This window comes from Pseudomonas sp. 6D_7.1_Bac1, assembly GCF_025465945.1.
Lineage (GTDB): Bacteria > Pseudomonadota > Gammaproteobacteria > Pseudomonadales > Pseudomonadaceae > Aquipseudomonas.
Map to the genome: position 1 here is coordinate 96,796 of NZ_JANLNW010000035.1, position 16,217 is coordinate 113,012.

Genomic DNA, 16,217 nt, shown 5'->3' on the forward strand with positions numbered 1-16,217 from the left:
GTTATACGCAATCCTGTGGGAGCGAGCCTGCTCGCGATTATGAGCGAAGCGAATGCAGTTTAAGAAACCTGCAAACGCCGCTTCTCGGCCATCCGACTGCGGCTGTACAGCACGATAATCGCCAGAATCGCCAAGGCCTGCGCACTCAGCGAATAGGCATCAGCGTGAATCCCCAACCAGTCGAAGTCAAAGAATGCTACCGGTCGAGTGCCGAAGATCCCGGCCTCCTGCAAGGCCTTGACGCCATGCCCGGCGAACACCACCGACAATGCGCAAAGCAAACCGGCGTTGATCCCGAAGAACAGCGCCAACGGCAATTTCGCCGAGCCACGCAGGATCACCCAGGCCAGACCGATCAACAGCACCAACGCCGTGGCGCCGCCCGCCAGTACCGCGTTATGCCCAGCCGGACCCGCTTGCAGCCACAGGGTCTCGTAAAACAGCACCACTTCGAACAGCTCGCGGTAGACCGAGAAAAACGCCAGCGCTGCAAAACCGAAACGCCCACCGCCGCTGACCAGGCTGCTCTTGATGTAATCCTGCCAGGCTGCTGCATGGCGACGGTCGTGCATCCACACCCCGAGCCAGAGCACCATGACACTGGCGAACAACGCGGTGCAGCCTTCGAGCAGCTCACGCTGGGCACCGCTGACATCGATCACATACGCCGCCAGCGCCCAGGTCGCCAGACCCGCCACCAGCGCCAGACCCCAGCCAATATTGACGCTGCGAATCGCCGACTGCTGACCGGTGTTACGCAAAAACGCCAGTACGGCGGCCAGCACCAAAATCGCTTCCAACCCTTCACGCAGCAAAATCAGCAGACCGGAGATATAGCTCAGCGACCAGCTCAGGCCATCACCGCCCAGCAGGTCCGCAGACGCCTTCAACTGGGCCTTGGCAAACGCCAGGCGCTGCTCGGCTTGCTCGATCGGCAGCCCGTCCTGTAACGACTGACGGTAAGCCATCAGGGATTTTTCAGTGTCTTTGCGCACTACCGCGTTGACGTTATCCAGCGAGCTTTCGACCAGCTCAAAGCCCTCCAGATACGCCGCCACCGACAGGTCATAGGCCTGATCGTGCTCGCCGGCACGGTAAGCGGCGATGCTCTTGTCGAGGGTCGCCGCGGTGTAATCGAGCAACTGCGCCGAACCGCGCTTGACTTGCGGCGGCTGGGCACGCTGGGCGCGGAAAGCAGCGGCTGCCTGAGGCCCTTCGGCCGCCAGCACTTCAGCCGGGGTCTGTCGGGCCAGGTCAGCAAGGTTGAAGTGCGTTTCGCTTTTCGCCGCAGCCGGATCGGCGCTGAACGCGGCGATATAGGTCGCCAGGTCCCAGCGCTGGCGGTCGTCGAGTTGATCGGCGAAGGCCGGCATGTCCGTGCCTTCGATGCCCTGCCCCAACGTGCTGTAGATCGCGTACAGGCTCAGGCGGTCCAGTCGCGTGGCATCGCGCAGATTGGCGGGTGGCGGCGTCAGACCGACACCTGCGGGACCGTCACCGGCACCGGCGTCGCCATGGCACACCGAGCAGTGCTGTGCATACAGCGGTGAGCCGCGTGTCGGGGCCGGGGTGATGATCGGCGCTTGGCTGACCTCATAGGCCACCGCCAGTTTCGCGCCCAATTGTCGTGCCTGTCGGGCCACCTCCGCACCGTCCTGACGCTGGGTCACCGAGTTGCGCAGATTGCTCACGCCCTGCTCAAGCTCCGCGCGTTCGGGTTTGGCCGGCAGTGCAGCGATCAGCCCCTGCAAGACACCGAGAAACTCCAGCTGCTCGCGGTATTCGCCGTCATCAATGACCTGGCCCGCCTCCACGGTCGCCGGATAATCGGCACCAATGTAATCGAGTAAATGCAGTGCCTGTGGAGCGCCTTCCACCGTGTCGGCCAGCAGGTTGAAACTGCACAGGGCAAACAAAGGGAAGACCAGCCAGGCCAGGAAACGGGACGGGGCAGTCATGAATGAATCTCAATTGATAATACGAAGTAACACATTGTTCACTCTCAATGCGTTCCGCTCAAGCTTTGTCGTCCACGGGTCGCGAATACGGACTCCTCGCACATGGTGGCACCCATGGAAAAAATGAAATTAAAAAGCCATTACATAGCCAGTACCCAAGTCTATAATGCCGCGCCCTCGTTATTACGATCGGGTATTTAAGCTCCTCTTTTTATGAGGAATTGGCATGGATAGCCACCTTCCCTGTCAATTGGTTCACCCAGCCCGACCAGCACGCTCGGCTGTTTAAACTCAGGGAAGAAGTACCCCATGGCATCCCGCGCCCTCACCTCGATCGCGCTCAGCGCAGTCACTTTGCTTGCCGGTTGTTCGGCCTTTCGCAGCTACGACACAGAACTGCAACAAACCAACCAGCAGTTGGCCAGCGGTAACGTCGACGCCGCACTGACGCTGCTGGAAAAGAACAACACAGGTGAAAACAAAGACCTGCTCTATTACTTCGAGAAAGGTGAACTGCTGCGCGCCAAGGGCGACCTGACCGGCAGCCAGACCGCGTGGAGAAGCGCGGACCAGGTCGTCGGTACCTGGGAAGAGTCGGTCAAGCTGGACACCGACAAGTACCTGGCCCAGTTCGGCAGCTTTCTGGTCAATGACAAGGTCCGCCGCTACGAAGGGTATGACTACGAAAAGGTCATGCTGACCACGCAAATGGCCCTGAATCTGCTGGCAGTGAACGATTTCGACGGTGCCCGTACCGAAATCAAGAAGACCCACGAACGTGAAGCGGTGATCGCCGAACTGCGGGACAAGGAATACCTCAAGCGCGAGGACGAGGCCGAGAAGCAAGGCGTCAAGACCCAATACAAGGACCTGCAGGGTTACCCGGTGGCGAGCCTCGACGCGCCTGACGTGGTTGGCCTGAAGAACAGCTATCAGAGTGCGTTCAGTCATTACCTGGCCGGTTTCGTCTACGAAGCCCTGGGTGAAAAAGACCTGGCCGCGCCGGGTTATCGCAAAGCCGCCGAACTGCGCCCCAACACTCCGTTGCTCGAACAAGCGCTGCTGAACCTGGACAAACCGGCCGGCAAGAACGATGAGAGCGACATCCTGATCGTCGTGCAAAGCGGCCTGGCACCGGCCCGCGACTCCATTCGCATTCCCTTGCCACTGCCGATCAGCAACAACGTGGTGATCACCCCACTGTCATTCCCGGTGATCAAGCCTGACACCTCGACCGTGACGTATGCGCAGATCGGTGTCGACGGCCAGCAACAGAACCTGACCCAGCTCAACAGCACCACCGCCATGTCCCGCCGCGCCCTGCGTGACGATATGCCCGGGATCATCCTGCGTACCACCGTACGGGCCGTGACTCGCGCCGTGGCACAAAAGAAGATCAACGAGACCAACCCTCTGGCCGGTCTGGCCGTAGGCATTACGGCAACGGTGATGGAAGGGGCGGATACCCGCACCTGGCGCACCCTGCCCGACAACACCCAGGTGGTGCGCCTGCGCCTGGCCAAAGGCGAGCATCAACTGAGCCTGCCGAACGCGCTGGGCGGTTCGCGAATCACGGTCAAGGTCGATCAGCGCTACCAGGTGATCAGCCTGCGTACGGTGGGTAATCAGGTGTTCGCCAGTGGCGTCGCCGCCCACGTGATCCCAAGTGCCACCCCGCAAGTCGTGGCCAGCGTCAAACAACCTTAAGCGGAGCTTCTCCATGCGTTTCAAACTGATTGCTGTCGCCGCCCTGGCTCTGCTGGCCGGCTGCGCCACCCCGCCGCCACCTGCGCCTGGCAGTGCCGCGAGCAAAGTCGTGGTGATGAACAAGTTCAACAACATCGCCATCGGCGCGATGCGGGTCGCCCGAGAAAACGGCTTCCTGACCGTCAAGGTTGCGCTGAACAACACCAGCCACACCAACATGACGATGTACTACCGCTTCGTCTGGCTGGGCGACGACGGCTTCCCGGTGGCCGATGAAGAAAGCTGGAAAACCCTGAACCTGTATGCCGCGCAGGCCACGTTCCTGCCAGCCATTGCGCCAGTGCCCAAGGCCACCGACTTCCGCCTTGAAGTCAAAACCCCTTAAGCCCCCCCTATTTCGTGACAGAGAGACACTCCCATGTTTGTACGCTTTTCGTTCCTCGCCGTGGTCGCCCTTCTGGCCAGCGGCTGCGCCAACAACTCGCCGGTTCTGGGCGGTAAAAACATCGGTTACGGCGACAGCAAGGCTGTTGAGCTGGTGACCAACGAGTTCGGTTCCACTGACCTGCAAATGATCGCGGAGTCCATGACCCGTTCTCTGGCCCAGTCCGGCATCTTGCAGGGCCGCCCGGTCGTGCAGGTCTATGACGTGAAGAACAAGACCAGCGAATACATCGATACTCGCGAAATCACCACCAGCATCAAGACTCAGCTGATGAAGTCCGGCACCGCCCGTTTTGCCAGCGACAACACCGCGATGCAGAGCCAGGTCGACCAGCTCAAGCTGCAAAACCAGAGCGGCCTGTACAAGAAAGGCACCGTGGCCAAGACCGGCAACATGGTCGCTGCCAAATACCGTCTTGAAGGTTCGATCAGCTCGATCGTCAAACGCAGCAGCGATTACAAGGACGTTTTCTACAAGTTCAGCCTGCAGTTGATCGACGTTGAAAGCGGCCTGGCCGAGTGGATGGACGAGAAAGAGATCCGCAAAACCACGGAGCGTTAAGCAATGCGTGCATGGATTGGCATCATGGCCCTGGCCTGTGCGTTTGGCGCGCAGGCGGCCCCGAAAATTGCGGTGACCGACCTCGCCTACCAAGAGCGGGTGGAACAGTACATCCACATCGTCTCGGCGCAGAGCAACATGCAGGCGAGCATGTACAACGCCAGTGGTTCGTCGAGCTACAACGAGATCGAGGCCAGCAACAGCTATATCGAGCAAGGCGAACTTCGCAAGTTCACCGGCGACATCAAGGGCGAGATTCTCAAGTCCGGGATGTTCCAGCTGGTGCAGGGCACGCCGCACACGGCCACGTCCAAGGAAGACGTCTACGACGTGATCAAGCGGATCAAGGCCGGTAACTACAAGGGCGCCGACTATGTGTTGTTCGGCACCCTGTCGGATATCGACTTCACCCGCGACATCACCTCGCTGGCCAACACCGACAGCTATTCGGCGATTCTCGGCCTGAGCCTGGTGGCAGACTTCAGTCTGATCAACACCCGGACGTTTGAAATCACTTCGGCGTTCACCGCCATGGGTGACGGCCAGGACACCAAACTGGTCAACAGCCAGGATGTCAAAGTCTCGCTGAACCGCCCACGGGTGGTGCGTGACGTGTCCAAGTCGCTGGGTGAGGACGTGGCCCGTCAGTTGGGCGAGCAACTCGGTCGCGACGCTCAGCAGCAGCCGGGGCAAGCGCCACTGCGCAATAACCTGCCGCAGGATACGGCGCCGGTTATTCTGCGCTGAGCAACCTGCGCGGGAACGAAAAAGGCGACCTCTTGAGGTCGCCTTTTTTTGTGCCTTACGGGTATTACACCGCGGCTCTACGGATGGTTGCCAGCAGCCCGGCGGCACCAATGAACAACCCGGCAAACGTGCGATTCATGCGGCGCTGCTGCTTGGGGGTGCGCAGCAAGCGCAGCACTTTGGACGCAAGGCCGGTGTAACCCGCCATCACGATCAGGTCGACGCAGATCATGGTCACGCCAAGGATCAGGTACTGCGCCACCAGCGGCGCGTGTGGGTCGATGAACTGCGGCAGCACCGCGAGCATGAACACCAGCGCCTTGGGGTTGCTGATATTGACCAAAAAGCCGCGAAACACCAGCGCCAGCGGTTTGCCGATAGGCCGAATGGCCGCGTCATCACTCATGTCACTGGGCAGTGCGCGCCATTGCTTGACCGCCAGATACACCAGGTACGCCACGCCAAACCATTTGATCGCGTAGAAAGCCGTGGCCGAGGTGGCGAGGATCGCGCCCACACCGGCAGCGACAATCGCAATCTGCATCGCCAGACCCAGTTGCAGACCCAGGGCGTTCCAGTAGCCGCGCCAGAAACCGTACTGCAAGCCGCAGGACATCGACGCAATGGCGCCGGCGCCCGGGGAAAGACTGATCACCCAGCAGGCGGCAAAAAACGCCAGCCATGTCTCAAGCACCATCGCACACCTCGACTCAGACTCGTTATAGACGTCTAAGCTAATGCGCTGGCCTGCGAATGACTACCGATTTTTTGCAGGAAAGCAGCCCCGCCGACCAGCGCTACCGGCACTTGGCTACTTTTCGAAGCCACCCGAAGGCAACACGTCGAACGCAGGATTTGCAGACCGAGCCACAACGGCTCGGCCTCCATCAGGACAGCGCCTCCAGCTCCGCCTGCATGCTTTCGAGCAGCTCCAGGGCTTCCATCCAGGTCTCTTCCAGCTCGGCTTCGCGAACTTTCAACCTGGCCTGTTCAGCCAGCAGATCACGCAGCTCATCCTTGCGGGCGGCTTCGTAGACGGCACTGTCGCCGAGGCTGGTTTCGATCTTCGCCAGCTTTTCGTGCAACTTGCCCAACTCGGCTTCGAGCTTGTCGGCTTCGCGCTTGTGCGGTGCCAGTTGCTGACGCAACGCAGCAGCAGCCTGACGCTGGGCTTTCTTGTCGGTCTTGTCCGGATTGACCGGCGAGTTGTTCACCGGCGCATTGCGCTGGCGATACTCGACCAGCCAACGGGCGTAGTCTTCCAGATCGCCGTCGAACTCTTCGACCTTGCCATCGGCCACCAGGAAGAAGTTATCCGTGGTGCTTTTAAGCAGGTGACGGTCGTGGGAGACCACCAGCACTGCGCCACTGAATTCTTGCAGGGCCATGGTCAGCGCCAGGCGCATTTCCAGGTCCAGGTGGTTGGTCGGTTCGTCGAGCAGCAACAGGTTCGGTCGGCCCCAGGCGATCAGCGCCAGCGCCAGGCGGGCCTTTTCGCCGCCGGAGAAGTTCAGCACCGGCTCGTCGATCCGCGCACCACGGAAGTCGAAACCACCGAGGAAATCGCGCAGGGTCTGCTCGCGCTCGGTCGGCGCCAGACGCTGCAAGTGCAGCAACGGACTGGCCTTGGAATCCAGCGAGTCCAGCTGATGCTGGGCAAAGTAGCCCACCACCGTGTTCTCGCCACGGGTCAGTCGACCCGACAACGGTTCGAGTTCACCGGCGAGGTTTTTGATCAGCGTCGATTTACCGGCACCGTTGGGGCCGAGTAAACCAATCCGCGCACCGGGGGTCAGTTGCAGCTTGACCTTCTCCAGCACGGCTCTCTCGCCGTAGCCCAATCGGGCGTCGGAGAGGTCGATCAACGGGCTGGAAATCTTCACCGACTCGCGGAAGACGAAGTCGAACGGCGAATCGACGTGGGCGGCGGACAATTCTTCCATCCGCTCCAGGGCCTTGATCCGGCTCTGGGCCTGACGAGCCTTGGTGGCCTGGGCCTTGAAGCGGGCGATGTAGCTTTCCATGTGCGCACGTTGCGCCTGTTGCTTCTCGTAGGCCTGTTGTTGCTGGGCCAGGCGTTCGGCTCGGGCACGTTCGAACGCCGAGTAGCCACCGCGATAGAGCGTAATCTTGCGCTGATCGACGTGAGCCACGTGATCGACCACGGCGTCGAGGAAATCTCGGTCGTGGGAAATCAGCAGCAAGGTGCCGGGGTAGCTCTTGAGCCACTCTTCCAGCCAGATAATGGCATCGAGGTCCAAGTGGTTGGTCGGTTCGTCGAGCAGCAACAGGTCCGACGGGCACATCAGCGCCTGCGCCAGGTTCAGGCGCATCCGCCAGCCACCGGAAAAGTCCGCGACCGGGCGATCCATCTGCTCGTTGGTGAACCCCAGACCTGCGAGCAGCTTGCGCGCCCGGGCATCGGCGGTGTAACCGTCGGCGCTGTCCAGCTCGGAGTGAAGGCGCGCCTGAGCGGCACCGTCATGGGCCGCCTCGGCTGCTGCGAGGTCGTGTTGCACCTGGCGCAGGCGCAGGTCACCATCGAGCACGTAGTCGACCGCCAGACGATCAAGCGTGTCGACCTCCTGGCGCATGTGGGCGATACGCCAATCGGCCGGCAGGAAGCAGTCGCCCGAGTCCGGGTGAAGCTCACCCCGCAACAAGGCGAACAGGCTGGATTTGCCGGCGCCGTTGGCACCGATCAGGCCGGCTTTGTGGCCGGCGTGCAGGGTCAGCTCGGCGTCTTCTAGCAGACGTTGCGGGCCACGCTGTAAAGTGAGGTTCTGAAGTCGAATCATAATGGCGGCGGAGTCTACCAGCTTCGCTCGCAACTGGCGCGAGTAGCACTATGTCCTCTGACCTGTGGAGCTTTTCCCTCACCCTCTACACCCGACCGGGTGTTGAAGACGCCTGCCTGAAGCTGCAAGCAGCCGGGGCCAACGTTTGCCTGCTGCTGTGCGCAGCCTGGCTCGGACAGCGCGGCGTGAGGTGCAATGCGCAACGCCTGCAACAACTCCAGCACCTGGCCGGGCCGTGGCATACGGAAGTCGTGCAACCGCTTCGACAACTGCGTACGCAGTGGAAGGCCGCTGCCCTCGACGACGAGGAACTGAACACGTTACGTGGGCAAATCAAGGCTCTGGAGCTGGAAGCGGAGCGGCAACTGTTGTTGCGTCTGGAGAATACGGCGCGAGCATGGCCGGAGGGTCAAGCCAAAGACTTGGCCGTTTGGCTGGAAGGATTGGCAGCGAGCGCCGCCAACCTGAACCGCGACGCGCTGCATCAGCTGCGCGTCGCGGTGACCGGCACTTAAGAAGCGCTGGTTGGGGTGCTGGTCGTGCTTGCGGCAGCTGCCGGTGCAGGCGAAGCGGCTGGAGCTGGCGAAGCAGCCGGTGCCGGCGTCGCAGGCTTGGCGGCCGCAGGTGCGGTTGCCGGTTTTGCAGCCGCGGGCTTGGCGACGGCAGGTTTAGCCGCGACTGGTTTTTTCACTGCTGGCCTGGCAGCAGGTTTCGCAGCAGCGGGTTTGGCCGCGCTGGAGGTCGCAGGTTTGGCTGCTGGCTTGACCGGTGCTTTGGCAACTGCGGGTTTGGCCACTGGCTTGGCGGCAGGTTTTGCAGCAACCGGTTTAGCGGCTGGCTTGGTAGCCGGCTTGGCCGCAGCGGTTTTCGCTGCTGGTTTGGCAGCAGGTTTTGCCGCGGCGGTTTTCGCGACTGCAGTTTTGGCTACGGGCTTGGCGGCAGCTGGTTTAGCAGCGGTCGATTTGGCAGCCGGTTTAGCGGCGCTGGCAGCAGCTGGTTTTTTCGCGGCAGGTTTAGCTGCTGCTTTCGCTGGAGCCTTGGCCGGCGCTTTGGCAGCGACCGGTTTGGCAGCTGGTTTTTTCGCGGCGACAGCGGTGGCTGGCTTGGCCGAACGCAGGGTCAGCGTTTTGCCGACAGCCTCTTTCACACGACCAATACCCTGGGCCAGTTTCAGGCTTTCCTGGGCATCGCGCTTGAGTTGCAAAATATAGCTGCGCGTCTCGGACTGACGATCCTTGAGCGCATCGAGCAGATCTTCAAGTTCTTGTACCGCATCTTTGGCCTTGGCTTGCGCCTTGGCTTTGCCGGCCGCCGCAGCGTCCTGCAATTTGGTGCGGGAATTGTGCAGTTTTTCCTGTGCTTTTCCGCGCTGCTTTTCCAGCTTGGCGAGCAGTTTTTCAGCATCAGCCAAGGCTTGGGAACAAGCGTTTTCCAAATGCTCGAGCAAGCTGCCCGACAGCTGATGGAGTAAGTGCAACGGAGTATTTACAGGCTTCTTATTGGCCGACATGGTTTACCTCCTGGCTGACGTGAGTGCGGCTCATACTAGACCTCTGCTGCTACTGCCGCTAGGGCATGTTGACAGTATCGAATGCTGTGCGTTGCACCAAATTGAAAATGTTCTGCACGCACATCAAAGCAGTTCACCGGTCACGGCATTCTCACTGGCATAATCCTGTGCATCTCAGGCTGGAGAGCGCCCATGTCGCGTTACCTTTTTTTACCCTTGTGCGTGTTTTTTTCGTTGGCTCATGCTGCGGAAAAAGCCACGGAAAATGACGCCCATGATCTCGCCTACAGCCTCGGTGCAAGTCTGGGCGAACGTCTTCGCCTGGAGGTTCCCGACCTGCAAATCCAGGCATTGGTGGAAGGTTTGCAGCAGGCGTATCAAGGCAAGCCACTGGCGCTGAAAGATCAGCAGATCGAGCAGATCCTGGCCGAGCACGAAGCGCAAGTTGCCGAGCAGCCCGCCATACCGCAAAGCGAAGTTGCCCTGGACAAGGAACAACGCTTTCTGACGGCTGAAAAGGCAAAGCCCGGGGTTCGCGAACTGGCGGATGGCATCCTGCTGACCGAGCTGGTCGCGGGTAACGGCGCCAAGGCCGGCCCCAATGGCAAGGTGCAGGTTCGCTACATTGGCAGACTCCCCGACGGCACCGTGTTCGATCAGAACAGTCAGGCGCAATGGTTCAGCCTCGACAGCGTGATCAGTGGCTGGCGCAGCGCACTGCAACAGATGCCAGTGGGTGCGAAATGGCGCCTGGTGATTCCATCCGCGCAAGCCTACGGTGCCGATGGCGCGGGGGACCTGATCGCGCCCTTCACACCTCTGGTTTTTGAAATCGAATTACTCGGCGCTACTGGCTGAGCAATCGCCCAAACGAAAAACGGCGCGCAGCGCGCACCGTTTCAGGGATCTTTTACTACAAGGGGGAACTCAGGCTTGAACCGGAGCCTCTTGTTTGTGAGCGGTGTGAAGCACCTCGATCAAGCAATCTTCCAATTCGAAGCGCTCATGCAGCAAGCCACCCAGCTCTTTGAATTTCTCCGCGACGCACTTGCCTTCATCGCAGAGATCGTTGAAAGCCAGTAGCTTCTCGGTGATCACGTCGATGCGCGGGTAAATGGTTTCGGCCAATTCAAGCCCGCGCGTGTCACCGAACGCCTTGGCTTCGCCCGTCAGTTGTTCGTAGATTTCGAAATGGCCGGCAGAGACGTAATCGACCAGGACACCACAGAACTCCTGCAACGGCTTGCGGTTTTCGCCTAGGGCCTCAGGCTTGGCGCCGAGAGCATCATAGGCTCGAACCAGTTCGTGACGCTCCTGCAACCAACGATCGATCAGCAGATGCACTCCACCCCAGCGTTCCTGAGCATTCTGACAACTTTCGAGCATGGTGATCTCTCTTCCCTTATGGGTAATGCCGCCCGCACTCGCCGCATGACTTGAAGATCAAGATTTGGCCAGGCAGAGCACCATTGAGCAACAATTCCAATGATACGTGCGGGCCAGATTATGCCCGCACGCCAACAGCTTCAAGGTACGCAGGAGATAAAGTTCATACAAGTGTTTAATCACCCACCCTGCCCCGGTGCGACGACTCGCCGCCGGGCGGTCGCTGATAGGCGTACCAGGCAAGCTGCACGATCTGATAAGCCCCGAGAATTGTCACCGCGACAAAAAACAACAGACTCCACTCGGGGATGCTCAGGTCGAACAGCGTCCAGGAAATTTCCGCGCAGTCTGCGGTTCCGTTGAATAGCCGTTTCACAACATACAACCAGGGCATGTTTGCAAACAGACCTTCCAGGCCGTGAGAGCACCCCGACACCTGTTGAGCCGGATCGCTTTGCAGTACCACATGGCGCCACGCCGTCACCATTCCCGCCAGGCTGCTGAACAGGCTCAGTAGCCAATACAGTAAACAGCCCAGGCGCCTGGGCCCGTGCAGCGCGGCAATCACGCAGACGCTCGTGAACAGCGCCAGAAAAAATCGCTGCAACAGGCACAGCCCGCACGGCTTGAGCCCGATTGCGTACTCCAGATAGTACGAAGCGCCCAAGGCCAGGGCACCCGCGATGAAAGCCATGAAAAACAAGGAGCGTGTGCTGGCCAAAGACATGGCTTATCCGTAACAGAAGAGACAGGCAGTTACGGTAGAGGAAAGCCCTCTGGCCTTTCAAGGCAAGGCAGCGTGGAGACTTCGCCACAGGTGTAGGGAATTCCCGACAGAAGAGACAGGACCAAATGCAGTTTCTTGTAAGAAACCGCCTACACCCAGCAGGACAGGGAAGCGTTTCGCAATAGGCAAACGGCCGGATCGTCTGCCTGGGCGACCCGGCCGTCGTGCACCTTACGCCCGCGCAGGCACTGGCAAAGGCGAGGCCAGCAGGCGCTTGTCCAGCAGGCCCAGGCCTTCCTGGAAGAGTTGATTACTACGCTCGGTATCACCCAGCTGAGCCAGCAGGCGTGCGAGCTCGGCACAGGCCTCGGGGTTACGCTGAGCACGCAGGCTGCTTTCCAGATAGTCCCGCGCCTTGCCCCACAGGCTGCTTTGCAAACACAACCGCCCCAGCGTCAGCAGCAAGCTTGGGTCCCCGGGATGGTCCTTCAACCAACCCTCGGCCGTTTGCAGTTGCCGCGCCGGGTCGCTGCCACGCAGCAAGCCATACAGCCGCGCCAGATGGCTGTCATATTTACGCTTGAGCGCCCCACGCAGAACGTCCTCGGCCTCGACCTCCGCACCCAATTGTCGCAACTGTTCGGCATAGGCCAGCACCAGCTGCGGCTCTTGGCGTTGAGCGGATGTCAGTTGTTGCCAGGCACGATTGAGCGCCTGCAAACCAACGGCGCCGTCTTCCTCCCGGCGAGCGGCCAATGTGAGGTTTTCACCCCAGGCCCGACGTTCCAGCTCCGCCAGCTCGCTGGTCGGCAAAACCTTGTCCTTGCGCAATTCAGGCAACAGGCGAATGACCGCCGACCAGTCGCCGCGCTGCGCAAGCAAACGTTGCAACTGACGCAAGACCTGAACGCTGTGAGGATGGCGTTCGTGCATGGCCTGAAGGGTTGTCAGCGCACCGTCGGTATCACCACGGTCAGTCTGTAACTGCGCGTGACTCAAGGCAATCGCCAACTCGGCCTGAGGCTGACGCTCCAGCGCACGCTCCAGCAGGCTGTCACTTTCGTCATAGTGGCCCTGCTCGTTCGCCGCTCGTGCCGCCCCCAGGTAATAGAGCAACGGCTGGCGTTCGGCTTCAGCGGCGCGAGACAAGTGACGCTGAGCGCTGGCCCAACGACCTTCAGCGAGGTCCAACTGACCGTGCTCGATCGCCACTTGCACACGACGACTGCGGTTGCGGTTCGACCATGGGTTGACCACACCACTGGAGGTGGTCACCAGCTCGATCAGCATCTTGATCCCCCACAGCACCAGCCAGATCACCGCCACCAGTGCCAGGGTCGCCCACAGGCTCGACTCGTAGCGGAAGGTCTTGTAGGCGATCAGTACGTAACCCGAGTGCTGGGCGATGGCCAACCCGAGCGCCCCGGCGGCGGCAATGACCAAAAAAACAATCACATAAAGTCGCTTCATGGGCTGGTCCCCGGCGTAGTGCTCGCGGCAGACTTGGCGGCAGGCTTCACCGAATCCTCGGCACTGACGTTACGCCGCTCCAGGTAAGCCTGCACCGTGCTCAGGGTGGTTGCCAGGTCAGGCGTGATGACCGTTACCGGTTGTTTACTCAACTCGGCAACCTGTTCGAGCATCACTTTGCTTTGCGGATTGTCCTGATTGAAGCTGCCCTTGAGCACATCCCGCGCCTCGGCCAGCGCTTGGGTATAGACCGGCGCCTGGCCGTTGAGCGCAGCCCATTGCGCTTGTTCAAGCGCCAGGCCCAGAGCCAGGCGGACCTGAGTCAGGCTTTGCCCTGCGAGCAATGGGCGGATGTTTTTATCGGCGTTGAAATCGATACGAATGTAGCGCGAGACCTGATCCCACCATTGCGCCCAGCGACTGGCGCCATCGCCGTCGGAGGTCAGGCTCGATAGCGAATCGCGCTCATGAAACTCGGGGGCCAGCTCGCTGAGTTCGACCACTTGATCACGCAGGGCCCCCAGCTGCAGGAACAACCCGGTACGGTCTGGTTGCTCGGTACTGCGTAGCGCTGCAAGACTTTTTGCAATTTGCTCGCGGGCAGCGAAAGAGCCCGGGTCATTTTGCTCCCGGAGGATTTCATCAGCACCTTGCACCAGCGCCTGAGCGCTGCTGATGTCCTGCAAGGCAGACAGACGCAAACTGGCCAGACGCAGCAAGTGTTCGGCTTCGGCCAAACGCCAATCCTTGCGGCTGGCGCCCAGAACGGTTTCCAGACGCTGACTCAAGCGCTGCTGATCGCCCTGCAACTGGGTCACCAGGCGTCGCCGGTCTTCCAGCTCATCGGCAGGCGGTAATTGCTCAAGCCGTGCCGTCAGACGCTGCTCATTGAGCTTGAGACTTTGCGCCTGATCGTTCAGGGCCTGTAACTGCCCCAGTTGTTGCTGGTTGTTGGCTTGCAGACTACGCACCTGCCAGATCCCCCAACCGCCAGCGGCAACACCCGCGGTCCCCAGCAACAACGCCAGGATAGCCAGCCCGTTGCCACGGCGCGGCTCAGGGCTCTTCACAGTTTCAACCGGCGCATCGGGCGCAGGCTGGACGCCATCTTTTGGCAAGGCTGTTTCGCTCACGTATCCATCCTTTGCATTAGAGAACGGGCCGGGTTTCCCGCAACACCGTTAGCAAAGCCGAGGCACTGGCGCCACGGCAATCCACAACTGTTTGGGCGCCTGCGGCCAGCGCCATCTCGGCTACCCGAGGGCTTGGAACAAACAATGGCAACCGCGCCAACTCAGGCCAGGCACTGCCCGCCAATTGGCGCAGGTGCTCAAAACCCTGTCCACTGCTGACCACCAGGCCGTTCAAGCGTTCCGATTCAATCCGCTCAGGCAGTGCCCCCTCGGCATACTGCGGTAAGCCGCGACGGTACAATTCCAGGTAATCGACACTAGCACCTTGCTCGCGTAAACGCTCTGCGAGCAGTTCACGCCCACCCTCGCCGCGCATGATCAACACACGAGCGTCAGGTCGTGCGATAGCCTCGCGCATTTGCGGTAGTTCAAGCAATGCTTCGCTGTCATCGCCCTCATGGGGGCAGCTCACCTCGAGGCCATAATCCGTCAGGATCTGCGCTGTCGCCGCGCCTACCGTGAACCAGCTCTGGATCGGTGGCTGCGGCCAATACCGGCCGACCAGATCCAGCCCGATCCGCGCGGCCGGCTTGCTCACTACTATCACTGCGCAATAGTGGTCCAGCGCCAGAATCATCGCCTGCTGTGTATCAGAAATTGGCAGCGGTTGAATATCCAGCAACGGCAGGCTGCTGCTGAACACTCCGGCCTCAGCCAGAACGGTCGACAGTGCCGCCGACTCATCGCTTGGGCGCGTCAGCAGCAAGCGCCAACCCGTCACTCCGGATCGGCCTCGCCGTAGACCGCGCGCAGAATCTCGTCGGCACCCTGCGCCAACAAGTCTTCAGCCACCTGAACACCCAGCGCCGCGGCCGCGCTTTGCGGACCACGAACCTCGGCAGTCAGCAGCAGGCCACCCTTCGGATCACCCACCAGGCCACGCAGCCAGATTTGCTCGCCTTCGAGCACCGCATAGCAAGCAATCGGCACCTGACAGCCGCCATTCAAATGCTTGTTGAGCGCACGCTCGGCGGTGACCCGCGTGGCAGTGTCCTGGTGATGCAGAGGAGCAAGCAGTGCGTGAATTCCAGTGTCAGCGCTACGGCATTCGATACCGACCGCACCCTGACCACCCGCGGGAAGACTGTCTTCGACACTGATCGAAGAGCGGATGCGGTCTTCGAAGCCCAGGCGAATCAGACCGGCTGCCGCGAGGATGATCGCGTCGTACTCACCCGCATCGAGCTTGGCCAGGCGCGTGTTGACGTTGCCGCGCAGAAAGCGGATTTGCAGGTCCGGGCGACGGGTCAGCAGTTGTGCCTGGCGACGCAGGCTGGAAGTACCGACCACGCTGCCCTGAGGCAGTTCGTCGAGGCTGGCATAGGTATTGGAAACAAAGGCATCGCGCGGGTCTTCACGCTCGCAGATGCAAAACAGACCCAGGCCTTCAGGGAAGTCCATCGGTACGTCTTTCATCGAGTGCACGGCAATGTCGGCTTCGTTTTCGAGCAGCGCGGTTTCCAGCTCTTTGACGAACAGGCCCTTGCCACCGATTTTCGACAGCGGCGAGTCGAGCAGCTTGTCACCGCGACTGACCATAGGCACCAGTGTCACGACCAGCCCCGGGTGGGCTTGTACCAGACGAGCTTTGACGTATTCGGCCTGCCACAAGGCCAAGGCACTTTTGCGGGTAGCGATGCGGATTTCGCGAGGGGACATGGATCAATCCGTACTGAATAGATACAGCGGATAATAACAGCTCAGCCAAATCCGCT

16 protein-coding genes are annotated in these 16,217 nt (G+C 60.7%); 6 read left to right on the forward strand and 10 right to left on the reverse strand.

All coding sequences use genetic code 11. The features are described 5' to 3' along the window. Nucleotides 1-59: 59 nt before the first annotated feature. Nucleotides 60-1,958, reverse strand: coding sequence for a cytochrome c/FTR1 family iron permease (locus NTD87_RS09755; RefSeq protein WP_262113550.1), 1,899 nt, complete (start codon nt 1,956-1,958; stop codon nt 60-62). Nucleotides 1,959-2,267: 309 nt separating this feature from the next. Here NTD87_RS09755 and NTD87_RS09760 point away from each other — a divergent pair, with 309 nt between their 5' ends. The 4 genes from NTD87_RS09760 to NTD87_RS09775 are packed head-to-tail and all read left to right on the forward strand — an operon-like array spanning nt 2,268 to nt 5,418. After that, nucleotides 2,268-3,665 carry a COG3014 family protein gene (locus NTD87_RS09760; RefSeq protein WP_262113552.1) on the forward strand — a complete coding sequence of 466 codons (1,398 nt, stop codon included), beginning with the start codon at nt 2,268-2,270 and terminating at the stop codon, nt 3,663-3,665. Nucleotides 3,666-3,678: 13 nt separating this feature from the next. Continuing rightward, nucleotides 3,679-4,050: a YcfL family protein gene (locus tag NTD87_RS09765; protein ID WP_054594595.1), complete on the forward strand. Its 372-nt coding sequence runs from the start codon at nt 3,679-3,681 to the stop codon at nt 4,048-4,050. Nucleotides 4,051-4,083: 33 nt separating this feature from the next. Further along, on the forward strand, nt 4,084-4,671 hold the full coding sequence (gene lpoB, locus NTD87_RS09770; protein WP_071552841.1) for a penicillin-binding protein activator LpoB: 588 nt from the start codon (nt 4,084-4,086) through the stop codon (nt 4,669-4,671). Between the two features lie 3 nt (nt 4,672-4,674). Next, nucleotides 4,675-5,418, forward strand: a complete 744-nt coding sequence (locus tag NTD87_RS09775; RefSeq protein WP_262113553.1) for a penicillin-binding protein activator LpoB — start codon at nt 4,675-4,677, stop codon at nt 5,416-5,418. Between the two features lie 64 nt (nt 5,419-5,482). On the opposite strand, the gene NTD87_RS09780 is transcribed toward NTD87_RS09775, so the two are convergent. Then, nucleotides 5,483-6,115, reverse strand: coding sequence for a LysE family transporter (locus tag NTD87_RS09780; RefSeq protein ID WP_262113554.1), 633 nt, complete (start codon nt 6,113-6,115; stop codon nt 5,483-5,485). Between the two features lie 190 nt (nt 6,116-6,305). Continuing rightward, the gene (locus NTD87_RS09785; RefSeq protein WP_262113555.1) at nt 6,306-8,216 is read right to left on the reverse strand and encodes an ATP-binding cassette domain-containing protein; all 1,911 of its coding nucleotides are present in this window, start codon (nt 8,214-8,216) and stop codon (nt 6,306-6,308) included. Nucleotides 8,217-8,266: 50 nt separating this feature from the next. Here NTD87_RS09785 and NTD87_RS09790 point away from each other — a divergent pair, with 50 nt between their 5' ends. Beyond that, on the forward strand, nt 8,267-8,731 hold the full coding sequence (locus NTD87_RS09790) for a TIGR02444 family protein (protein ID WP_262113556.1): 465 nt from the start codon (nt 8,267-8,269) through the stop codon (nt 8,729-8,731). Here NTD87_RS09790 and NTD87_RS09795 read toward each other — a convergent pair. Continuing rightward, nucleotides 8,728-9,726: an AlgP family protein gene (locus NTD87_RS09795; RefSeq protein ID WP_262113557.1), complete on the reverse strand. Its 999-nt coding sequence runs from the start codon at nt 9,724-9,726 to the stop codon at nt 8,728-8,730. The two genes, NTD87_RS09790 and NTD87_RS09795, sit on opposite strands and share 4 nt — an antisense overlap. Nucleotides 9,727-9,918: 192 nt before the next feature. Here NTD87_RS09795 and NTD87_RS09800 point away from each other — a divergent pair, with 192 nt between their 5' ends. After that, the gene (locus tag NTD87_RS09800; protein WP_262113558.1) at nt 9,919-10,584 is read left to right on the forward strand and encodes an FKBP-type peptidyl-prolyl cis-trans isomerase; all 666 of its coding nucleotides are present in this window, start codon (nt 9,919-9,921) and stop codon (nt 10,582-10,584) included. 69 nt (nt 10,585-10,653) lie between these two features. Here the strand turns inward: NTD87_RS09800 and rsd are convergent, their stop codons facing one another. From rsd to hemC, 6 genes are all read right to left on the reverse strand, one after another. Beyond that, nucleotides 10,654-11,112: a sigma D regulator gene (rsd, locus tag NTD87_RS09805; protein ID WP_262113559.1), complete on the reverse strand. Its 459-nt coding sequence runs from the start codon at nt 11,110-11,112 to the stop codon at nt 10,654-10,656. A 175-nt stretch (nt 11,113-11,287) separates the two neighbouring features. After that, nucleotides 11,288-11,839: a disulfide bond formation protein B gene (locus NTD87_RS09810; protein ID WP_262113561.1), complete on the reverse strand. Its 552-nt coding sequence runs from the start codon at nt 11,837-11,839 to the stop codon at nt 11,288-11,290. A 231-nt stretch (nt 11,840-12,070) separates the two neighbouring features. Next, nucleotides 12,071-13,309, reverse strand: a complete 1,239-nt coding sequence (locus NTD87_RS09815) for a heme biosynthesis protein HemY (protein ID WP_262113563.1) — start codon at nt 13,307-13,309, stop codon at nt 12,071-12,073. Next, nucleotides 13,306-14,442, reverse strand: coding sequence for a uroporphyrinogen-III C-methyltransferase (locus NTD87_RS09820; protein WP_262113565.1), 1,137 nt, complete (start codon nt 14,440-14,442; stop codon nt 13,306-13,308). Before NTD87_RS09820 ends, NTD87_RS09815 begins: the two co-directional genes overlap by 4 nt. A 16-nt stretch (nt 14,443-14,458) precedes the next feature. Next, a complete protein-coding gene (locus tag NTD87_RS09825) occupies nt 14,459-15,223 on the reverse strand; it encodes a uroporphyrinogen-III synthase (RefSeq protein ID WP_262113567.1) in 765 nt (254 codons plus the stop codon). Further along, nucleotides 15,220-16,161, reverse strand: coding sequence for a hydroxymethylbilane synthase (gene hemC, locus NTD87_RS09830; RefSeq protein WP_262113569.1), 942 nt, complete (start codon nt 16,159-16,161; stop codon nt 15,220-15,222). The genes NTD87_RS09825 and hemC overlap by 4 nt, the downstream gene beginning before the upstream one ends. Nucleotides 16,162-16,217 lie beyond the last annotated feature (56 nt).